Origin of the sequence: Paenibacillus sp. FSL H7-0940, assembly GCF_037979415.1 — a bacterium.
Taxonomy (GTDB): domain Bacteria; phylum Bacillota; class Bacilli; order Paenibacillales; family Paenibacillaceae; genus Paenibacillus; species Paenibacillus amylolyticus.
This window is the reverse complement of the sequence record NZ_CP150280.1, coordinates 6,838,042-6,853,930: the sequence shown is the minus strand read 5'-3', so window position 1 is coordinate 6,853,930 and position 15,889 is coordinate 6,838,042. Positions and strand designations below refer to the sequence as shown.

At 47.0% G+C, this 15,889-nt stretch carries 7 protein-coding genes, 16 tRNA genes and 2 rRNA genes; 2 read left to right on the top strand and 23 right to left on the bottom strand.

Annotated elements, in window-relative coordinates; translation table 11 throughout:
* Nucleotides 1-34: 34 nt before the first annotated feature.
* Nucleotides 35-343, bottom strand: a complete 309-nt coding sequence (locus MHB71_RS30115) for a hypothetical protein (protein ID WP_036673253.1) — start codon at nt 341-343, stop codon at nt 35-37.
* 558 nt (nt 344-901) lie between these two features.
* Here MHB71_RS30115 and MHB71_RS30110 point away from each other — a divergent pair.
* On the top strand, nt 902-3,292 hold the full coding sequence (locus tag MHB71_RS30110; RefSeq protein WP_340028380.1) for a helix-turn-helix domain-containing protein: 2,391 nt from the start codon (nt 902-904) through the stop codon (nt 3,290-3,292).
* 56 nt (nt 3,293-3,348) lie between these two features.
* Here MHB71_RS30110 and MHB71_RS30105 read toward each other — a convergent pair.
* The 20 genes from MHB71_RS30105 to MHB71_RS30010 all read right to left on the bottom strand — a co-directional run bounded on the left by MHB71_RS30105 (nt 3,349) and on the right by MHB71_RS30010 (nt 12,506).
* Nucleotides 3,349-3,430 (bottom strand) — tRNA-Asn (locus tag MHB71_RS30105).
* Between the two features lie 301 nt (nt 3,431-3,731).
* Nucleotides 3,732-4,658: a class I SAM-dependent methyltransferase gene (locus tag MHB71_RS30100; RefSeq protein ID WP_340028379.1), complete on the bottom strand. Its 927-nt coding sequence runs from the start codon at nt 4,656-4,658 to the stop codon at nt 3,732-3,734.
* Between the two features lie 183 nt (nt 4,659-4,841).
* Nucleotides 4,842-4,920, bottom strand: a tRNA-Leu gene (locus MHB71_RS30095).
* A 6-nt stretch (nt 4,921-4,926) separates the two neighbouring features.
* Nucleotides 4,927-5,000: transfer RNA gene (locus MHB71_RS30090), tRNA-Cys, on the bottom strand.
* 6 nt (nt 5,001-5,006) lie between these two features.
* Nucleotides 5,007-5,081, bottom strand: a tRNA-Gly gene (locus MHB71_RS30085).
* Nucleotides 5,082-5,085: 4 nt separating this feature from the next.
* Nucleotides 5,086-5,160: transfer RNA gene (locus tag MHB71_RS30080), tRNA-Gln, on the bottom strand.
* A gap of 22 nt (nt 5,161-5,182) precedes the next feature.
* Nucleotides 5,183-5,255: transfer RNA gene (locus MHB71_RS30075), tRNA-His, on the bottom strand.
* Nucleotides 5,256-5,284: 29 nt separating this feature from the next.
* Nucleotides 5,285-5,358, bottom strand: a tRNA-Trp gene (locus MHB71_RS30070).
* 6 nt (nt 5,359-5,364) lie between these two features.
* Nucleotides 5,365-5,450: transfer RNA gene (locus MHB71_RS30065), tRNA-Tyr, on the bottom strand.
* Nucleotides 5,451-5,459: 9 nt separating this feature from the next.
* Nucleotides 5,460-5,535: transfer RNA gene (locus MHB71_RS30060), tRNA-Thr, on the bottom strand.
* Nucleotides 5,536-5,555: 20 nt separating this feature from the next.
* Nucleotides 5,556-5,631, bottom strand: a tRNA-Phe gene (locus MHB71_RS30055).
* A gap of 95 nt (nt 5,632-5,726) precedes the next feature.
* Nucleotides 5,727-5,804 (bottom strand) — tRNA-Asp (locus tag MHB71_RS30050).
* A gap of 27 nt (nt 5,805-5,831) precedes the next feature.
* A tRNA-Met gene (locus tag MHB71_RS30045) sits at nt 5,832-5,905 on the bottom strand.
* Between the two features lie 17 nt (nt 5,906-5,922).
* Nucleotides 5,923-5,998: transfer RNA gene (locus MHB71_RS30040), tRNA-Val, on the bottom strand.
* Between the two features lie 67 nt (nt 5,999-6,065).
* Nucleotides 6,066-6,137: transfer RNA gene (locus MHB71_RS30035), tRNA-Glu, on the bottom strand.
* 9 nt (nt 6,138-6,146) lie between these two features.
* A tRNA-Ser gene (locus MHB71_RS30030) sits at nt 6,147-6,238 on the bottom strand.
* A 3-nt stretch (nt 6,239-6,241) separates the two neighbouring features.
* Nucleotides 6,242-6,317 (bottom strand) — tRNA-Asn (locus tag MHB71_RS30025).
* A 68-nt stretch (nt 6,318-6,385) separates the two neighbouring features.
* Nucleotides 6,386-9,311, bottom strand: a 23S ribosomal RNA gene (locus MHB71_RS30020).
* Nucleotides 9,312-9,618: 307 nt separating this feature from the next.
* Nucleotides 9,619-11,171, bottom strand: a 16S ribosomal RNA gene (locus MHB71_RS30015).
* Together the 16S and 23S rRNA genes with 15 tRNA genes alongside form the textbook arrangement of a ribosomal RNA operon.
* A 456-nt stretch (nt 11,172-11,627) precedes the next feature.
* The gene (locus tag MHB71_RS30010; RefSeq protein WP_315372280.1) at nt 11,628-12,506 is read right to left on the bottom strand and encodes a nucleotidyltransferase-like protein; all 879 of its coding nucleotides are present in this window, start codon (nt 12,504-12,506) and stop codon (nt 11,628-11,630) included.
* A gap of 122 nt (nt 12,507-12,628) precedes the next feature.
* Here MHB71_RS30010 and MHB71_RS30005 point away from each other — a divergent pair, with 122 nt between their 5' ends.
* Nucleotides 12,629-13,009, top strand: coding sequence for a DUF2614 family zinc ribbon-containing protein (locus tag MHB71_RS30005; protein WP_017692307.1), 381 nt, complete (start codon nt 12,629-12,631; stop codon nt 13,007-13,009).
* A 194-nt stretch (nt 13,010-13,203) separates the two neighbouring features.
* Here the strand turns inward: MHB71_RS30005 and tnpA are convergent, their stop codons facing one another.
* Together tnpA and MHB71_RS29995 are read right to left on the bottom strand one after the other, a co-directional pair.
* The gene (gene tnpA / locus MHB71_RS30000; RefSeq protein WP_340028378.1) at nt 13,204-13,677 is read right to left on the bottom strand and encodes an IS200/IS605 family transposase; all 474 of its coding nucleotides are present in this window, start codon (nt 13,675-13,677) and stop codon (nt 13,204-13,206) included.
* A gap of 354 nt (nt 13,678-14,031) precedes the next feature.
* Nucleotides 14,032-15,762 carry a glycosyl hydrolase family 18 protein gene (locus tag MHB71_RS29995; RefSeq protein WP_340028377.1) on the bottom strand — a complete coding sequence of 577 codons (1,731 nt, stop codon included), beginning with the start codon at nt 15,760-15,762 and terminating at the stop codon, nt 14,032-14,034.
* Nucleotides 15,763-15,889: the final 127 nt, after the last annotated feature.

The window sequence follows — 15,889 nt, the reverse complement described above, 5'->3', positions numbered from 1 at the left end:
ATGTTCTGTCCCTCCTTTTCATAATCGTGAAAGCTTAGTACCGTCCACGATGACTGCGGTTATTGCTTAGCATTGAGATACCAAAGATGATTAACCCGATCGCGATGATCGGTCCGATCAACCATGCTAGTTTACCCATCAGTGAGATGATACCGATGATGAGAACAATCCAGCCAAGCATCACATTCCCTCGTTTAACTCCGTAGTATCCCAGTGCAATCATCAGGACCGGAATCAGATAACCCATTAAGTGTCCAAGAAGTGGAGTTAACTTTCCGAAGAGGAGTAGTGCACCCAGCGCAATCAATACAATCGCCCAGCCATTTCCCTTATTCAATCTCATAATTGTTGTTCACCGCCCTTTCCATTCGTTCCTTTTAATGTGTTGAGTCATTTGTTCGTTTGTTTCTTGTTTTTTTGTTTCCGTGTTTCTTGTTTAACCTTATGTCCTTATTCTAGGGGATTCCGCGACTTTTCAAAACAGACCGTGGACGGTTTTTCATCCTAGACTCAGGTCGGGGATCTAGTTGGACCTTTGACTGTCCCTATATAAGACCAACGTTCCACCTAAGCTGAATAGCACTCCAAGATACCTTCTATTACCCGTATACAGGCTCTACTTCACCCGATATCACCAGGTAGAGAGAATGATGTCCATGTCTCTATTTACGTTCACACTGTAATTTCGTTTCTCATGATTCCGTATTGGATAGTCAGTCCAAGCCGTTTCTCTAACCTTTTCTGCAAAATCATCTATCAGCAATCCCTTATCTCTACTTCTATACCCTCTTGTGAAATTACTTATTTATCCAAATAAACAAAAATTAGATTGTTCTATATGTAAGCGTTTACTAAAATAGAAAGTGTTACTATTTCTAATGTCAGGGGTGGAACTGAAACTGTGCGACCAATCAGCTATCTCCATAAAATGATCACCTTCGGAATCCTGTTAAGCACCCTGCCCATTTTGTTAACGGGAATTGCCGCATTTATCTATTCATCAAACCAAACAGAGCTGCATCGTACGCAGGCTAACAGACAGTTGCTGGAACAAATGCAATCCAACGTAGAACACAAACTCGCTACAGTTAGTTATATGCTTGATCAGGCCGTTCGCTCTCCAGTAACCCTTCGCTCCCTGTCTGCTTCTTCTTCACTAGAGGGGAAAGGGCCTTTGCTTGCCGACAAGCTACAGAGCGAATTTCAGAATATGAGGTCATGGGAACCTTTGCTGGATATTACTCTGGTGAATCAATCTCAGAATTGGCTTATTGATCATGCCGGATTATATCGTAATACGGATTTTCCACTGGCTCTTCCCATGAAAGAATTGATATCGGATACGTTAACTTCTGGATGGCAGCTCTCCCCTTCATCGGTGTTCAGCAATGATGAGCGTTCACCCGGTACAGGCTGTATTTATCATATTGCCCTTGCGAGATCTATTCCGAATCTGAATACGTCTTCCGATGCTGCCCTGATTGCCGGAATCCCTGCCTGTTCTTTGCAAAACACACTAGGAGAAGCCTCCATAGGCAATGCTGCCTCAGGACTGATCATTTTGAATCGGGAACAACGTATCTTGGTCCATCCCGATCCTGTATACATTGGACAACCGTTGTCTGCCATTGGATTACAGGATCGGGATACGGAAGCCAACATAACCAAACTATCACCCATCACATTTTCAACAGGCTTTGAAAAACGGGAAGTTAAGATCGCCGATACACATTATTCTCTAACGTATAGCCCTTCTACCTTAAAAGGATGGACTTATGTTCTAATCTCACCTACGAATATTCTGACACAAGAATATATCGATATCGGATTGCACACCTTGTATATCAGTATCTTCTTACTTTTACTTTCATTATTACTCGCCTGGCTCGGCTCCAAGCGAATGCATGTCCCGATTCGTAAACTTTTAACCCAACTTGGTGACAACCATCTGTCCAAAGAAGGAAACACATTAGCTCAGCAATCACCACCATTTTCTGATGAGTTCGAACAGATCAGAGCAGGGGTCTCACAATTATCTGCCTCTCGCTCCCAATTAGAGAACACACTTAATGTGCATCTATTGCAGATTCGCAATCATTTTATGATGAATCTGTTCCAGGGTAAGATCCCTGTTCATACTCTTCATGACACCCTGAATGAATATGGCTACACGCATCAGGTTCGGGAATGGCAACAAATTGCTGTTATTACACTACAGGCCGATCTCGTTAATCATACAAAATATAGAGCTAGTGATCGTGACCTCTTATTATTCGCTATTCAAAATATATTGGAGGAAACGGTTGTGCATAACCAACAATTGCTTCCCATTGTGCTGGAACATACGGTAGTCACGGTGATTGGCACCGTTGAACAGGATCAGTTTATTTTTTCACAGCAACTATATGTATTAACAGACCAGTTACAACAACAGATGGATAAGATTCTGGCTCTTCAAGTCAGTATAGGTTTCAGCCAGCCGCACAGCTCTCTACATCACATCCCTCAAGCTTACACAGAAGCCATGGAAGCACTGAGGCATCGGATGAAGCTGGGAACAGGCATTATTTTTCAATATGAGAACATAGATCATTACGCTCCCACTTGGTCCATGACCTACCCGGAATCATTGGAATATTCGTTGATCCAAGCTATTCAAAATGCGGACGAAGTCCAGGCCTCTGCTCTTCTGAAACAACTGCTTGAAGTGATCTTTGGTATGGAGGTTACACCGGAGGAGTATGAGGTGGCTCTTACGAGGCTACTCACGCATATTTTGCAAATGACTCAGGAATCCGGCATACGACTCGGACAGATCTCCCAAGGTCGTGGCTCGATGTTTCATGAACTTCATGGTTTGCAGTACGCTGCTGAAGTTGAGGAGTGGTTTAACCATCAAGTCATCTTGCCCGTCATTCAGGTTTTTAAAGCGAGACAATATGCCCAGTATCAGCATATATCTGAGAAAATGATTGCCATGATTCATCAAGATTATGATAAGGATCTGACGCTTGAGGAATGCGCTGTTAAGCTTCACTACAATGCCAACTACTTAAGTAGTGTTTTCCGCAAAGAGACAGGCTGTGCATTTAGTGAATATCTGACCAAGTACCGATTTAATATCGCTAAAAAATGGCTGGACGAAAGTGATCTAACCGTTAAAGATATCGCAGCACGACTTCGGTACAACAATCCGCAAAACTTTATCCGGTCATTCCGTAAATGGGAAGGAATCACCCCCGGCCAGTATCGGGAGCGTAAGCAAAAAGCAGAAGTATCGAACAGAAATTAGACAAGGAGCACGACTGTAGGTCGCACTCCTTCGGCCAACTCGGATACCTCTCCATATGGCCCCCCGAACAGGGCTAGGGCTCGGACCTGTGACAACTCGATTAACCGTGGAGTGCTCTACCAACTGAAATATCAGGGAATATGCTTCAGAGATCATTCTCTGAAAACTAGGTCTGTGTTTTGTTTCGTTGTCTCGAACATCTCTAAATAAACGAGGGTCTGGTTCAAAGCGGTCGATGAATTAGTGGCTCCAAAAAAGAGGGAGCACATAACCTGCTCCCTTCAGTTACACCTTCACTTCTGCAATCTTAACTTCTATGTTTCAACCGTTCATCTTTTGGCACAGCGTTGTGATGCTTCCTAGTGCCATCTTAGACGTTAGACTACATTGTCTCAGTCTCAATTCCTGATTATCAGTACACGTGCCACGCTTATGCGATTTATCGCTTATCCTTAGTGCGAACTGTTTTCATATTGGGCTGTTCAAGTTGAATTAGAATCTTACCAAATCTTCCTCCACGTGAGAAGGCCACCGTACTATTCTTGTACGTATCGTTAATGTAATCCTCAGCCAATCTGAGGGAATCTTCATCCGATGGTAACTCATACGTATTAAGCCATTCTGGCAGCTTCTCGATAATCTCTTCCACCGGTACTTCAAATGAGTTAACTTCTCTCGTAATGATCATCGTATAAGAATAACCCTTCAAATACAGCAACTGTTGGATATACCCCATATCACCGGCCTTGTGTGAAGAAGTTACCCCCAGTACATCCTTAAGTTCATTCATTAGTGTGTGTTCCTTCTGTCCCGCCATAGTACTTATATACACATACTTCCGGGCACAATTGATCGCCTGCTCAATGGTTTCCCAATCCGACATCGCCGGACACATGGATGCAAATGCAAAGTCATATTTCTTCTCCCAGCCTTTATCCTTAATGGAGATTTCTTCATATCGTTCGTTTACGATTTCGATTTTGGATTCCAGAGCTGGAGGTATCGTCTCTTTCATAAGGGAGACAAGCAACTCAGAAGGCTCAACTGCCGTCACACTTGCCCCCTTTTCCGCAAAAGGAATGGTAAATATGCCTGAGGCTGCTCCAATGTCCAAAATGGATAACCCTGCGAATTCCACACCCTGGTTTTCAATCCAGCCCATAATGCGTTCAGAACGCTGCTTTCCTTCTTCAGTGAACGACTGTGCATGATAATCCCTGGCCCATCGCTCAAAAGCTTCTTCTATATTAGAGGGGACGCTTTTCTTCTTATATTTTGAACTTCTCGGACGATTCTTCCATGCCTCTTCCCATACAGAAAGATCAAATAACAGATCGGTATCCGATACATTTTTTCCATTAGTCACTCTACTTCACTCCTCCATATTAAAGACTTTACTTATCTACAATATACTCAATATAATCATACGTCAATCTTTATTAACGTCCATCTTCTCTTACTCTAGATTTTCTTACTGCACATAAATCGTTTCATATAAAATAAAAATAGCCCTACACATTGCATAAGCAACATGTAGGGCTATTCAATATACCGGCGAGAGGACTCGAACCTCCACGGTTTCCCACTCGATTTTGAGTCGAGCGCGTCTGCCATTCCGCCACGCCGGCATATGCTGGAGGCGCCACCCAGATTCGAACTGGGGATAAAGCTTTTGCAGAGCTGTGCCTTACCACTTGGCTATGGCGCCATATTTTGGAGCGGACGACGGGAATCGAACCCGCGACCCTCGCCTTGGCAAGGCGATGCTCTACCGCTGAGCCACGTCCGCATAATGGCTGGGGATATAGGATTTGAACCTATGCATGACGGAGTCAAAGTCCGTTGCCTTACCGCTTGGCTAATCCCCAATAAAAAATGAAAAAACAAAGGGGCGATCGAGGGGAATTGAACCCCCGAATGCCGGATCCACAAACCGGTGCGTTAACCACTTCGCCACGACCGCCATAAAAGGTTAATTTCTAAAAAGTTAATTGGCAGGGGCAGCAGGAATTGAACCCACACCAACGGTTTTGGAGACCGTTGTTCTACCTTTAAACTATGCCCCTAAAAACTGGTGGAGGATGATGGATTCGAACCACCGAACCCGTACGGGAGCAGATTTACAGTCTGATGCGTTTGGCCACTTCGCTAATCCTCCAGGATTACATGGTGCCGGCGAGAGGACTTGAACCCCCAACCTACTGATTACAAGTCAGTTGCTCTACCAGTTGAGCTACACCGGCTTATTAAATTATTTTAAAAATGGTGGCTCGGGACGGAATCGAACCGCCGACACGAGGATTTTCAGTCCTCTGCTCTACCGACTGAGCTACCGAGCCATAATAAAGTCTAATCTTAATTCCTTACACTTTATATAGGGCATCAGTGCCATACAGCAGATGTAGTGAACAGTTTGCCTCATGTAAAGATTAAATGGCGGAACCGACGGGATTCGAACCCGCGATCTCCTGCGTGACAGGCAGGCATGTTAGGCCAACTACACCACGGTTCCAGATCACTTTCTCAAAGGAAAGTATAATTGCGGGGGCAGGATTTGAACCTGCGGCCTTCGGGTTATGAGCCCGACGAGCTACCGGGCTGCTCCACCCCGCGTCGTTATAAAGTTTATATGGTGGAGGCTGAGGGGATCGAACCCCCGACCCTCTGCTTGTAAGGCAGATGCTCTCCCAGCTGAGCTAAGCCTCCGAACAACACATTTATGATCATACCATAATCTTGTTATAAAAATCAACTTCTTTTTTTGAAGTTATTATGACCCGTAGGGGATTCGAACCCCTGTTACCTCCGTGAAAGGGAGGTGTCTTAACCCCTTGACCAACGGGCCTTAATATTATGGCGGAGAGAGAGGGATTCGAACCCTCGAGACGCTTGTGACGCCTACACGATTTCCAATCGTGCTCCTTCGGCCAGCTCGGACACCTCTCCATATGGCTCCCCGAACAGGGCTCGAACCTGTGACAACTCGATTAACAGTCGAGTGCTCTACCAACTGAGCTATCAGGGAATATGCTTCAGAGTTGTTGTTCTCTGAAAACTAGATTCGAAACGAAACATGCGAATTACAACTTGCTATTGGATAAGCCCTCGACCGATTAGTACTGGTCAGCTCCATGCATTGCTGCACTTCCACCCCCAGCCTATCTACCTCGTCGTCTTCAAGGGGTCTTACATACTGGGAAATCTCATCTTGAGGGGGGCTTCACGCTTAGATGCTTTCAGCGTTTATCCCGTCCGTACATAGCTACCCAGCGGTGCTCCTGGCGGAACAACTGGTACACCAGCGGTACGTCCATCCCGGTCCTCTCGTACTAAGGACAGCTCCTCTCAAATTTCCTACGCCCACGACAGATAGGGACCGAACTGTCTCACGACGTTCTGAACCCAGCTCGCGTACCGCTTTAATGGGCGAACAGCCCAACCCTTGGGACCTACTTCAGCCCCAGGATGCGATGAGCCGACATCGAGGTGCCAAACCTCCCCGTCGATGTGGACTCTTGGGGGAGATAAGCCTGTTATCCCCAGGGTAGCTTTTATCCGTTGAGCGATGGCCCTTCCATGCGGTACCACCGGATCACTAAGCCCGACTTTCGTCCCTGCTCGACTTGTAGGTCTCGCAGTCAAGCTCCCTTATGCCTTTGCACTCTTCGAATGATTTCCAACCATTCTGAGGGAACCTTTGGGCGCCTCCGTTACTCTTTAGGAGGCGACCGCCCCAGTCAAACTGCCCACCTGACACTGTCCCCGCACCGGATTACGGTACCAGGTTAGAACCTAGATACGATCAGGGTGGTATCCCAACGTTGCCTCCACGCAAGCTGGCGCTCACGTTTCAAAGGCTCCCACCTATCCTGTACAGATCGTACCCAAATTCAATATCAAGCTGCAGTAAAGCTCCATGGGGTCTTTCCGTCTTGTCGCGGGTAACCTGCATCTTCACAGGTATTAAAATTTCACCGGATCTCTCGTTGAGACAGCGCCCAAGTCGTTACGCCATTCGTGCGGGTCAGAATTTACCTGACAAGGAATTTCGCTACCTTAGGACCGTTATAGTTACGGCCGCCGTTTACTGGGGCTTCGGTTCACAGCTTCGGATTGCTCCTAACCACTCCCCTTAACCTTCCAGCACCGGGCAGGCGTCAGCCCGTATACTTCGCCTTACGGCTTCGCACAGACCTGTGTTTTTGCTAAACAGTCGCTTGGGCCTTTTCACTGCGGCCCCCTCGTGCTATTCACACTACCGGGGCACCCCTTCTCCCGAAGTTACGGGGTCATTTTGCCGAGTTCCTTAACGAGAGTTCTTCCGCGCGCCTTAGAATACTCTTCTCGCCTACCTGTGTCGGTTTGCGGTACGGGCACCATCACCTGGCTAGAGGCTTTTCTTGGCAGTGTGAGATCATGACCTTCGCTACTATAATTTTCGCTCCCCATCACAGCTCAGCCTTACAATGTGCGGATTTGCCTACACATCAGCCTTACTGCTTAGACGGACATCCATCAGTCCGCGTCACTACCCTACTGCGTCCCCCCATTGCTCATAACGGCTTACGGTGGTACAGGAATTTCGACCTGTTGTCCTTCGACTACGCCTTTCGGCCTCGCCTTAGGTCCCGACTTACCCTGAGCGGACGAGCCTTCCTCAGGAACCCTTAGGCTTTCGGCGGATCAGATTCTCACTGATCTTTTCGTTACTCATACCGGCATTCTCACTTGTATAATGTCCAGCGCTCCTTACGGTACACCTTCAACCCTTATACAACGCTCCCCTACCCCTGATGCAAAGCATCAAGCCATAGCTTCGGTGGTGTGTTTAGCCCCGTTACATTTTCGGCGCAGAGTCACTCGACCAGTGAGCTATTACGCACTCTTTCAATGGTGGCTGCTTCTAAGCCAACATCCTGGTTGTCTGTGCAACTCCACATCCTTTCCCACTTAACACACACTTGGGGACCTTAGCTGATGGTCTGGGCTGTTTCCCTTTTGACAATGGATCTTAGCACTCACTGTCTGACTCCCGGAAGTAAGTCTATGGCATTCGGAGTTTGACTGAGCTTGGTAACCCTTGCGGGCCCCGCACCCAATCAGTGCTCTACCTCCACGACTCTGTTTTCCGAGGCTAGCCCTAAAGCTATTTCGGGGAGAACCAGCTATCTCCGAGTTCGATTGGAATTTCTCCGCTACCCCCACCTCATCCCCGCATTTTTCAACATGCGTGGGTTCGGGCCTCCAGTGCGTGTTACCGCACCTTCACCCTGGACAGGGGTAGATCACCCGGTTTCGGGTCTACGTCCACGTACTAAGTCGCCCTATTCAGACTCGCTTTCGCTGCGGCTCCGGCTCTTCACCTTAACCTTGCACGGGAACGTAACTCGCCGGTTCATTCTACAAAAGGCACGCCATCACCCCTAAAACGGGCTCTGACTTTTTGTAAGCACACGGTTTCAGGTTCTATTTCACTCCCCTTCCGGGGTGCTTTTCACCTTTCCCTCACGGTACTGCTTCACTATCGGTCGCTAGGAAGTATTTAGCCTTGGCAGATGGTCCTGCCGGATTCATACGGGGTTTCACGTGCCCCGCACTACTCGGGATCCGTCTCGGAGGGAACAGACTTTCAACTACAGGGCTTTTACCTTCTTTGGCGGGCCTTTCCAGACCTCTTCGCTTAACCGGTTCCTTTGTAACTCCATGTGAGACGTCCCACAACCCCAAAGAGCAAGCTCTTTGGTTTGGGCTTCTCCGCGTTCGCTCGCCGCTACTGACGGAATCACTATTGTTTTCTCTTCCTCAGGGTACTTAGATGTTTCAGTTCCCCTGGTATGCCTCTGCATAACCTATGTATTCAGTTATGAGTAACTGGAAATTACCCCAGCTGGGTTTCCCCATTCGGACACCCCCGGATCAAAGCTTGCTTACAGCTCCCCGAGGCAGTTTCGTTGTTCGCCACGTCCTTCATCGGCTCCTAGCGCCTAGGCATCCTCCGTGTGCTCTTAGTAGCTTAACCTCGTGCTCCGGTTTCGACTGCTCGCTTCCCTTGTTTTGCTTGCGCAAAGCCAAAAGTCGCTCCCATTCGATACCATCGTACGTGCAATCTACCTTATAAAAACACTTCACTTGTTTACACAAGATCAGCTTAAAGGAATGTTCTAATTCGCGTTTGTTTCGTTTCGATATCTAGTTTTCAAAGAACAAGCTCCATGCAAAAGCAAGCTGTTTGAGAGTTTGAGCTCTCAAAACCGAACAACGAGTGAGTGTTTTGCAGCTAAGCTGCGTATTTGAATGTTTCCGTTGCAGGAAACGATTCTCCATAGAAAGGAGGTGATCCAGCCGCACCTTCCGATACGGCTACCTTGTTACGACTTCACCCCAATCATCTATCCCACCTTCGGCGGCTGGCTCCTTGCGGTTACCCCACCGACTTCGGGTGTTATAAACTCTCGTGGTGTGACGGGCGGTGTGTACAAGACCCGGGAACGTATTCACCGCGGCATGCTGATCCGCGATTACTAGCAATTCCGACTTCATGCAGGCGAGTTGCAGCCTGCAATCCGAACTGAGACCGGCTTTGTTGGGATTGGCTCCATCTCGCGATTTCGCAGCCCGTTGTACCGGCCATTGTAGTACGTGTGTAGCCCAGGTCATAAGGGGCATGATGATTTGACGTCATCCCCACCTTCCTCCGGTTTGTCACCGGCAGTCTATCTAGAGTGCCCATCCGAAATGCTGGCAACTAAATATAAGGGTTGCGCTCGTTGCGGGACTTAACCCAACATCTCACGACACGAGCTGACGACAACCATGCACCACCTGTCTCCTCTGTCCCGAAGGAAAGATACATCTCTGCATCGATCAGAGGGATGTCAAGACCTGGTAAGGTTCTTCGCGTTGCTTCGAATTAAACCACATACTCCACTGCTTGTGCGGGTCCCCGTCAATTCCTTTGAGTTTCAGTCTTGCGACCGTACTCCCCAGGCGGAGTGCTTAATGTGTTAACTTCGGCACCAAGGGTATCGAAACCCCTAACACCTAGCACTCATCGTTTACGGCGTGGACTACCAGGGTATCTAATCCTGTTTGCTCCCCACGCTTTCGCGCCTCAGCGTCAGTTACAGCCCAGAGAGTCGCCTTCGCCACTGGTGTTCCTCCACATATCTACGCATTTCACCGCTACACGTGGAATTCCACTCTCCTCTTCTGCACTCAAGTCACCCAGTTTCCAGTGCGATCCGGGGTTGAGCCCCGGGATTAAACACCAGACTTAAATGACCGCCTGCGCGCGCTTTACGCCCAATAATTCCGGACAACGCTTGCCCCCTACGTATTACCGCGGCTGCTGGCACGTAGTTAGCCGGGGCTTTCTTCTCAGGTACCGTCACCTTGAGAGCAGTTACTCTCCCAAGCGTTCTTCCCTGGCAACAGAGCTTTACGATCCGAAAACCTTCATCACTCACGCGGCATTGCTCCGTCAGGCTTTCGCCCATTGCGGAAGATTCCCTACTGCTGCCTCCCGTAGGAGTCTGGGCCGTGTCTCAGTCCCAGTGTGGCCGATCACCCTCTCAGGTCGGCTACGCATCGTCGCCTTGGTGAGCCGTTACCTCACCAACTAGCTAATGCGCCGCAGGCCCATCCCCAAGTGACAGATTGCTCCGTCTTTCCAGTTCTCTTCAGGCGAAGAAAACAATTATTCGGTATTAGCTACCGTTTCCGGTAGTTGTCCCAAACTTGAGGGCAGGTTGCCTACGTGTTACTCACCCGTCCGCCGCTAAGTATCAAGGAAGCAAGCTTCCTATCAACTCCGCTCGACTTGCATGTATTAGGCATGCCGCCAGCGTTCGTCCTGAGCCAGGATCAAACTCTCCAATAAAGTATTGAAAAGAGCGATAAGCTCATTTTGAATCTGACGAGATTAAAAATCTCATTTGTGCTCCAGTCGATTCAAGCCAAGGCTTGTCTCAAACTTTCGCGTTCATTCTGCAAGCAGAATGTTTACTCACTCGTTGTTCAGTTTTCAAAGATCAAACACGATTTGTTTTACTTTTTTTCGTCTCAACCAAGTTTCGGCGGCGACTTAAATAATGTAACACATTTCGTTTGTTTTCGTCAAGAACTTTTTTTAATTTCTTTTTTGAAGCTTTAGTTCTTCACTTTTCCTCTGAAGAATTTATCGTTTGTTGGCGATAATCTCGTTTGAGGAACGAAATATAATGTATCATATATCGTGAATGAGAGTCAACATCTTTTTATAAATTATTAAACAAACAAAAAAGGAAGGTTTCCCCTCCCTTATGTTATCAATATAATGTCAGGCCTCTGGAGAAGGTTATGCCTCAATCCAATACCGAATTTCCCGGCCCTCTCCTCCGATTGATGGCCATCCTGCCGATTCTTTTACAATAGAACGAAAGACCAGCTTACGTATTACCAAAGGCAGATCTTCTCGAACAAATCTTAACTGTGGATGATGAACAAGTTCATTCATGCTCCACGGCTCCTTGCGACTTCTTAACACACGCAGCAGCAGTTCTGAGCACTCACTCATTTTGGACATTACGGAAAACTCACAGGCAAGCAGGACAAGCTCTACTCGTTGCTCCAGCGTCTCCGAGCTTACGGTAAGCTCTTGATAAAGTTTCCATAAAGCGCGATCCAGATTCTGCACATGTGTCCAGACGGCATGATCCGGGTATATCCCCTGTTCAATCAATACAATTCTTGCCCAGTTCCCCAGAGCCTCTAATACATTGTAGTAGGCGTCTACAACATGACCTTCCTGAATATGACGTTTGGCCTCCACATACATTCTCAAGAAACTGGTGAATTCATGAAGCAGCTTCTGCTCACGCAATTCTGCCCCAAAGGTAGACAGTTCTTCTCGCAAATCACTTAAGGCGCTGTCCGCTTCCCAGATAATCTCACCTTCAATCAGACACTGGGTGAGATTATTATGATTCCCGGTTACTACACTCCTCTTTAATTCATGACGGCTCGCATAGATCATCTGATAACGAAGATCACCATATCTGTAATGTCCGACCGTCGACTTCAATTGATCATCATTATGAACAACAAGTACTAATAATTCGAAATCTTGAATTAGGGAGCCGTGGAATCGCTCTCCCGGGTGGGAATAAGCGATAGCCCCAACTGCCCCTGTCTCTTCCGACTGTTCGGACAAAAAAGCAAGGTTCTTTAATTCCACGATTCCCTCCATACATTTCATGGCAGATAAGCGCCAAGTCAGTTATAATGTAATTCTACATCCAGACTGAAGTTTCCTTCTTTTCCAGGTCCAATACTACTCATACGATAGGAGCATTTTTCATGATTTTTAAATCAGCAAAAATTAATGCTTTTCGCACTTGGGGATTACTACTGACCATGCTAGGTATGGGCCTAATGATACTGGGAACAGCCGGGATTGTTTTCTGGGGACATGCAGGCAAGGTATTCGCAGCTGTAGGACTCGTCATCGGACTGATTGCCATGATGGCCAGTCTAGCCATTTATTTCTGGGCGGGTATGCTCTCCACCAGCGCAGTACAAGTCGACTGTCCGGAATGCGGGAAGTTAACCAAAATGCTTGGCAAAACGGATCGTTGTATGTTCTGTCATACCATCCTCACCCTGGACCCTAATAAAGCCAACATGACCAGTCAACAACTGAAAGCGCCTTCTACACAAGCTCCCCCCACCGATGGTTAGCACAAAATGGTCTCCAACCGTTAAATGTCTTTCACCTTAATTTCATTGAAGAATCAGGACCACCCGTCCAACGGGTGGTTTGCTCTTGGGGTATAACCCCCTGTTGCCAAACTGCGCCTAAAGACGCTAGCCTGACAGCAGGGCTGTTCAGGCTCAGTGTTATTTGTCACTTTCACTCACCAGTTAAACTGGTTTTACTTCTTTTTGCTCCGATTACTGCTGAATGGATCTTCGTATTCTTTTACACTCAGCTTATCTAACGCTTGATCATGTGCTTCTTGTTCACGAATATACTTTCTTACCGTTGCTTCATTTAGACCCACTGTACTCACATAGTACCCTTCTGCCCAAAACTTTCGATTGCCGTATTTATACTTGAGCTGGGCATGCTTCTCGAGTATCATTAGTGAACTTTTTCCCTTTAGATATCCCATGAACGTGGAGACTGCCATTTTCGGTGGAATCGCTACCAACATGTGAACATGATCGGGCATCATGTGACCTTCTATAATTTCTACTCCCTTGTACTTACACAGACGTTTGAAAATTTCGATTAAATCTTTTCTCACTTGATTATAGATTTCTTTCCGTCTATACTTCGGGGTAAATACAATGTGGTATTTGCACATCCACTTTGTGTGAGCTAGGCTATAGCTCTTGTTTGCCATCGAAGACCATTCCTTTCTTTTGAGCCTGAACATCTCAATTTTATCGGAATGGTCTTGGTGGTCAAACCCTCGATCCCTCCACCCGCATAACGGGTGGTTTTTTGTTTCGCGCGTTTCACGCACTCAACTGGCTAAAGCCATAACAAAAAAAGGCCCGGTATGTTTACCGGACCTTTTTTGGACTTGGCTTATAAGTGAGCCCTTATTGCTGTTATCGATAGCTAAAATATGAAGTTACGTTATAAGTTCTACGACCAATAAAACGCTAGACTGTACGTATGATGGTATCCAATGAGAAAATTTGAACTTAGTGAAAATAAATTGGAGCAAGCAGACACTCTGAGTTCGAGTAAATTATTTCTGGTACCCGGCCTGCTTTAATACCTCCCATGCAGAAGCATTAGCAAAACTTCGATTCCACGCAGCTACTCCGCCCAGCTTCAGCGAAGCAATCAAATCCACACGCGCCTGAAGGGACACGGCATCTTCGATCCATATTTTCTTGGTAGCTCCGTCTTCCTTATATTCCACATAGTTCTGTCCACTTGCCTGATCCAGTTCAGGTTTGAGTTTCTTCTCTTGAATCAGCTCCACAATGGCATTCATGCCCACCGCTTTGGAAGACACTTTAACCTCACCCTGATCATTCGTCTCTTCCGTCCATATCCGGGTATAGAGCGGAACCGCCATGATCAACTTGTTAGAAGGGACTTCATCCTCCTCAAGTATGCGTCTCATGGAAGCCTCGGTCCAAGGCAGAGATGCTACCGAACCTGCCTTGGGACTGGCCGCCCAATGTTCATCATAAGCCATCACAATAACATAGTCTGCAAAAGAACCTAATGCACGGCGATCCAGAAAGGCAGACCACATCTCACTGTTTGATTTTGGTGTTACATCAATTGATAACATCAATCCATGTATACGAGCCATCGCCTTGATCTCGCGCACAAACTGCGTAATATTCGGCCCGTCATCGGTATACACGTTCTCAAAATCGATGTTGATACCATCCAGTTGATACGTCTGTGCATACTCTAACATCTGCTCAATAATATGAGTGCGTGTCTCGTAAGAAGCTACAGCTTCTTTTGTAACGTCCGGATCAAAGCTGTTATCCATTAGTCCCCATACTTCCATACCCGAACGGTGAGCCCAGTTCACATAAGCTTGGTTTCCCTTGCTTTTCACAGTGCCCTGTCCATCCGTAATATGAAACCATGTGGGGCTGACCACATTCACACCTGGCATTTTACCGATAGAGCCCACATCAGGCTGACGATTGTACACGGCTTCCCAAACCAGATTTACCGGTTTATTCTGCCACTTCTTCTCTGCTGCAGTCAGCGTATACTTGGGCAAGTCCACCTTCTTTTTCTCGGTGAGGACAATATAATCATTATCTACATATCCGGCATATCCATTATCGAGTTGAACAAAACTCTGTTTATCACCCGTCTGCCATACACGTACCCGTGCATCCTTTTCCATGTCGGCAATGATTGGTGAGGATTCTCCCCCACGTTTATATAACGGCACCGTCTTGTCCGCTTTGGATGATAACGTATCAATCTCTGCATACTGTATCATGTCTCCACCACGCATCAGCAGCACAGCACCTGTTACTGAATCTTCCTGTACGGTTATGCCATATACTTCTTTCAAAGGTTTGAGCGGAATATAGGCTTCTCCGTCCTTAACCTCAGGCTTAACTGTCATAGGATATTCTTTGTGATTAAGTTCTGCTTGTGTGCTTCCATCTTTCATATGAAGGACTCGCTGAGGAGAGGCAATAATGATATCTCCCGATTCTGATTCATAACGTATGCCTGCATCAATCGCTTCTTGCAGCACATCTACAGGCAACTTGAGTTGATCTCCTGTACCCAGAGCGTCTCCATCCATCAGTTGCCCATCTACAAAAATAGGCTGGCTTCTTCCTACCCAGTCGGGGTCTTCATGGGTCTGGTTCAACCATACATTTGTTATAAGCCAGTAAGCCCCCCCGGCGATCAGACAAGCCCCGAGAAAACCAGGCCAAAATGAACGTCGCTTCTGACGTGTATATCTGCTTTTTCTACCCAAACGTCTACCTCCGTTAATTATGCTGATCATAAGGATGTGCGCATAAGTTGTTATAAAAATGAGCATTTTGCATAAATGCTAAAAAAAAACGTGTAGAATCCATACTGAATTCTGCACGTTAATATTG

Bases quoted from the DNA above. Each gene is read 5' to 3' on its own strand.
- MHB71_RS30115 (WP_036673253.1), bottom strand. From the start codon at position 343: ATGAGATTGAATAAGGGAAATGGCTGGGCGATTGTATTGATTGCGCTG.
- MHB71_RS30005 (WP_017692307.1), top strand. From the start codon at position 12,629: ATGATTTTTAAATCAGCAAAAATTAATGCTTTTCGCACTTGGGGATTA.
- tnpA (WP_340028378.1), bottom strand. From the start codon at position 13,677: ATGGCAAACAAGAGCTATAGCCTAGCTCACACAAAGTGGATGTGCAAA.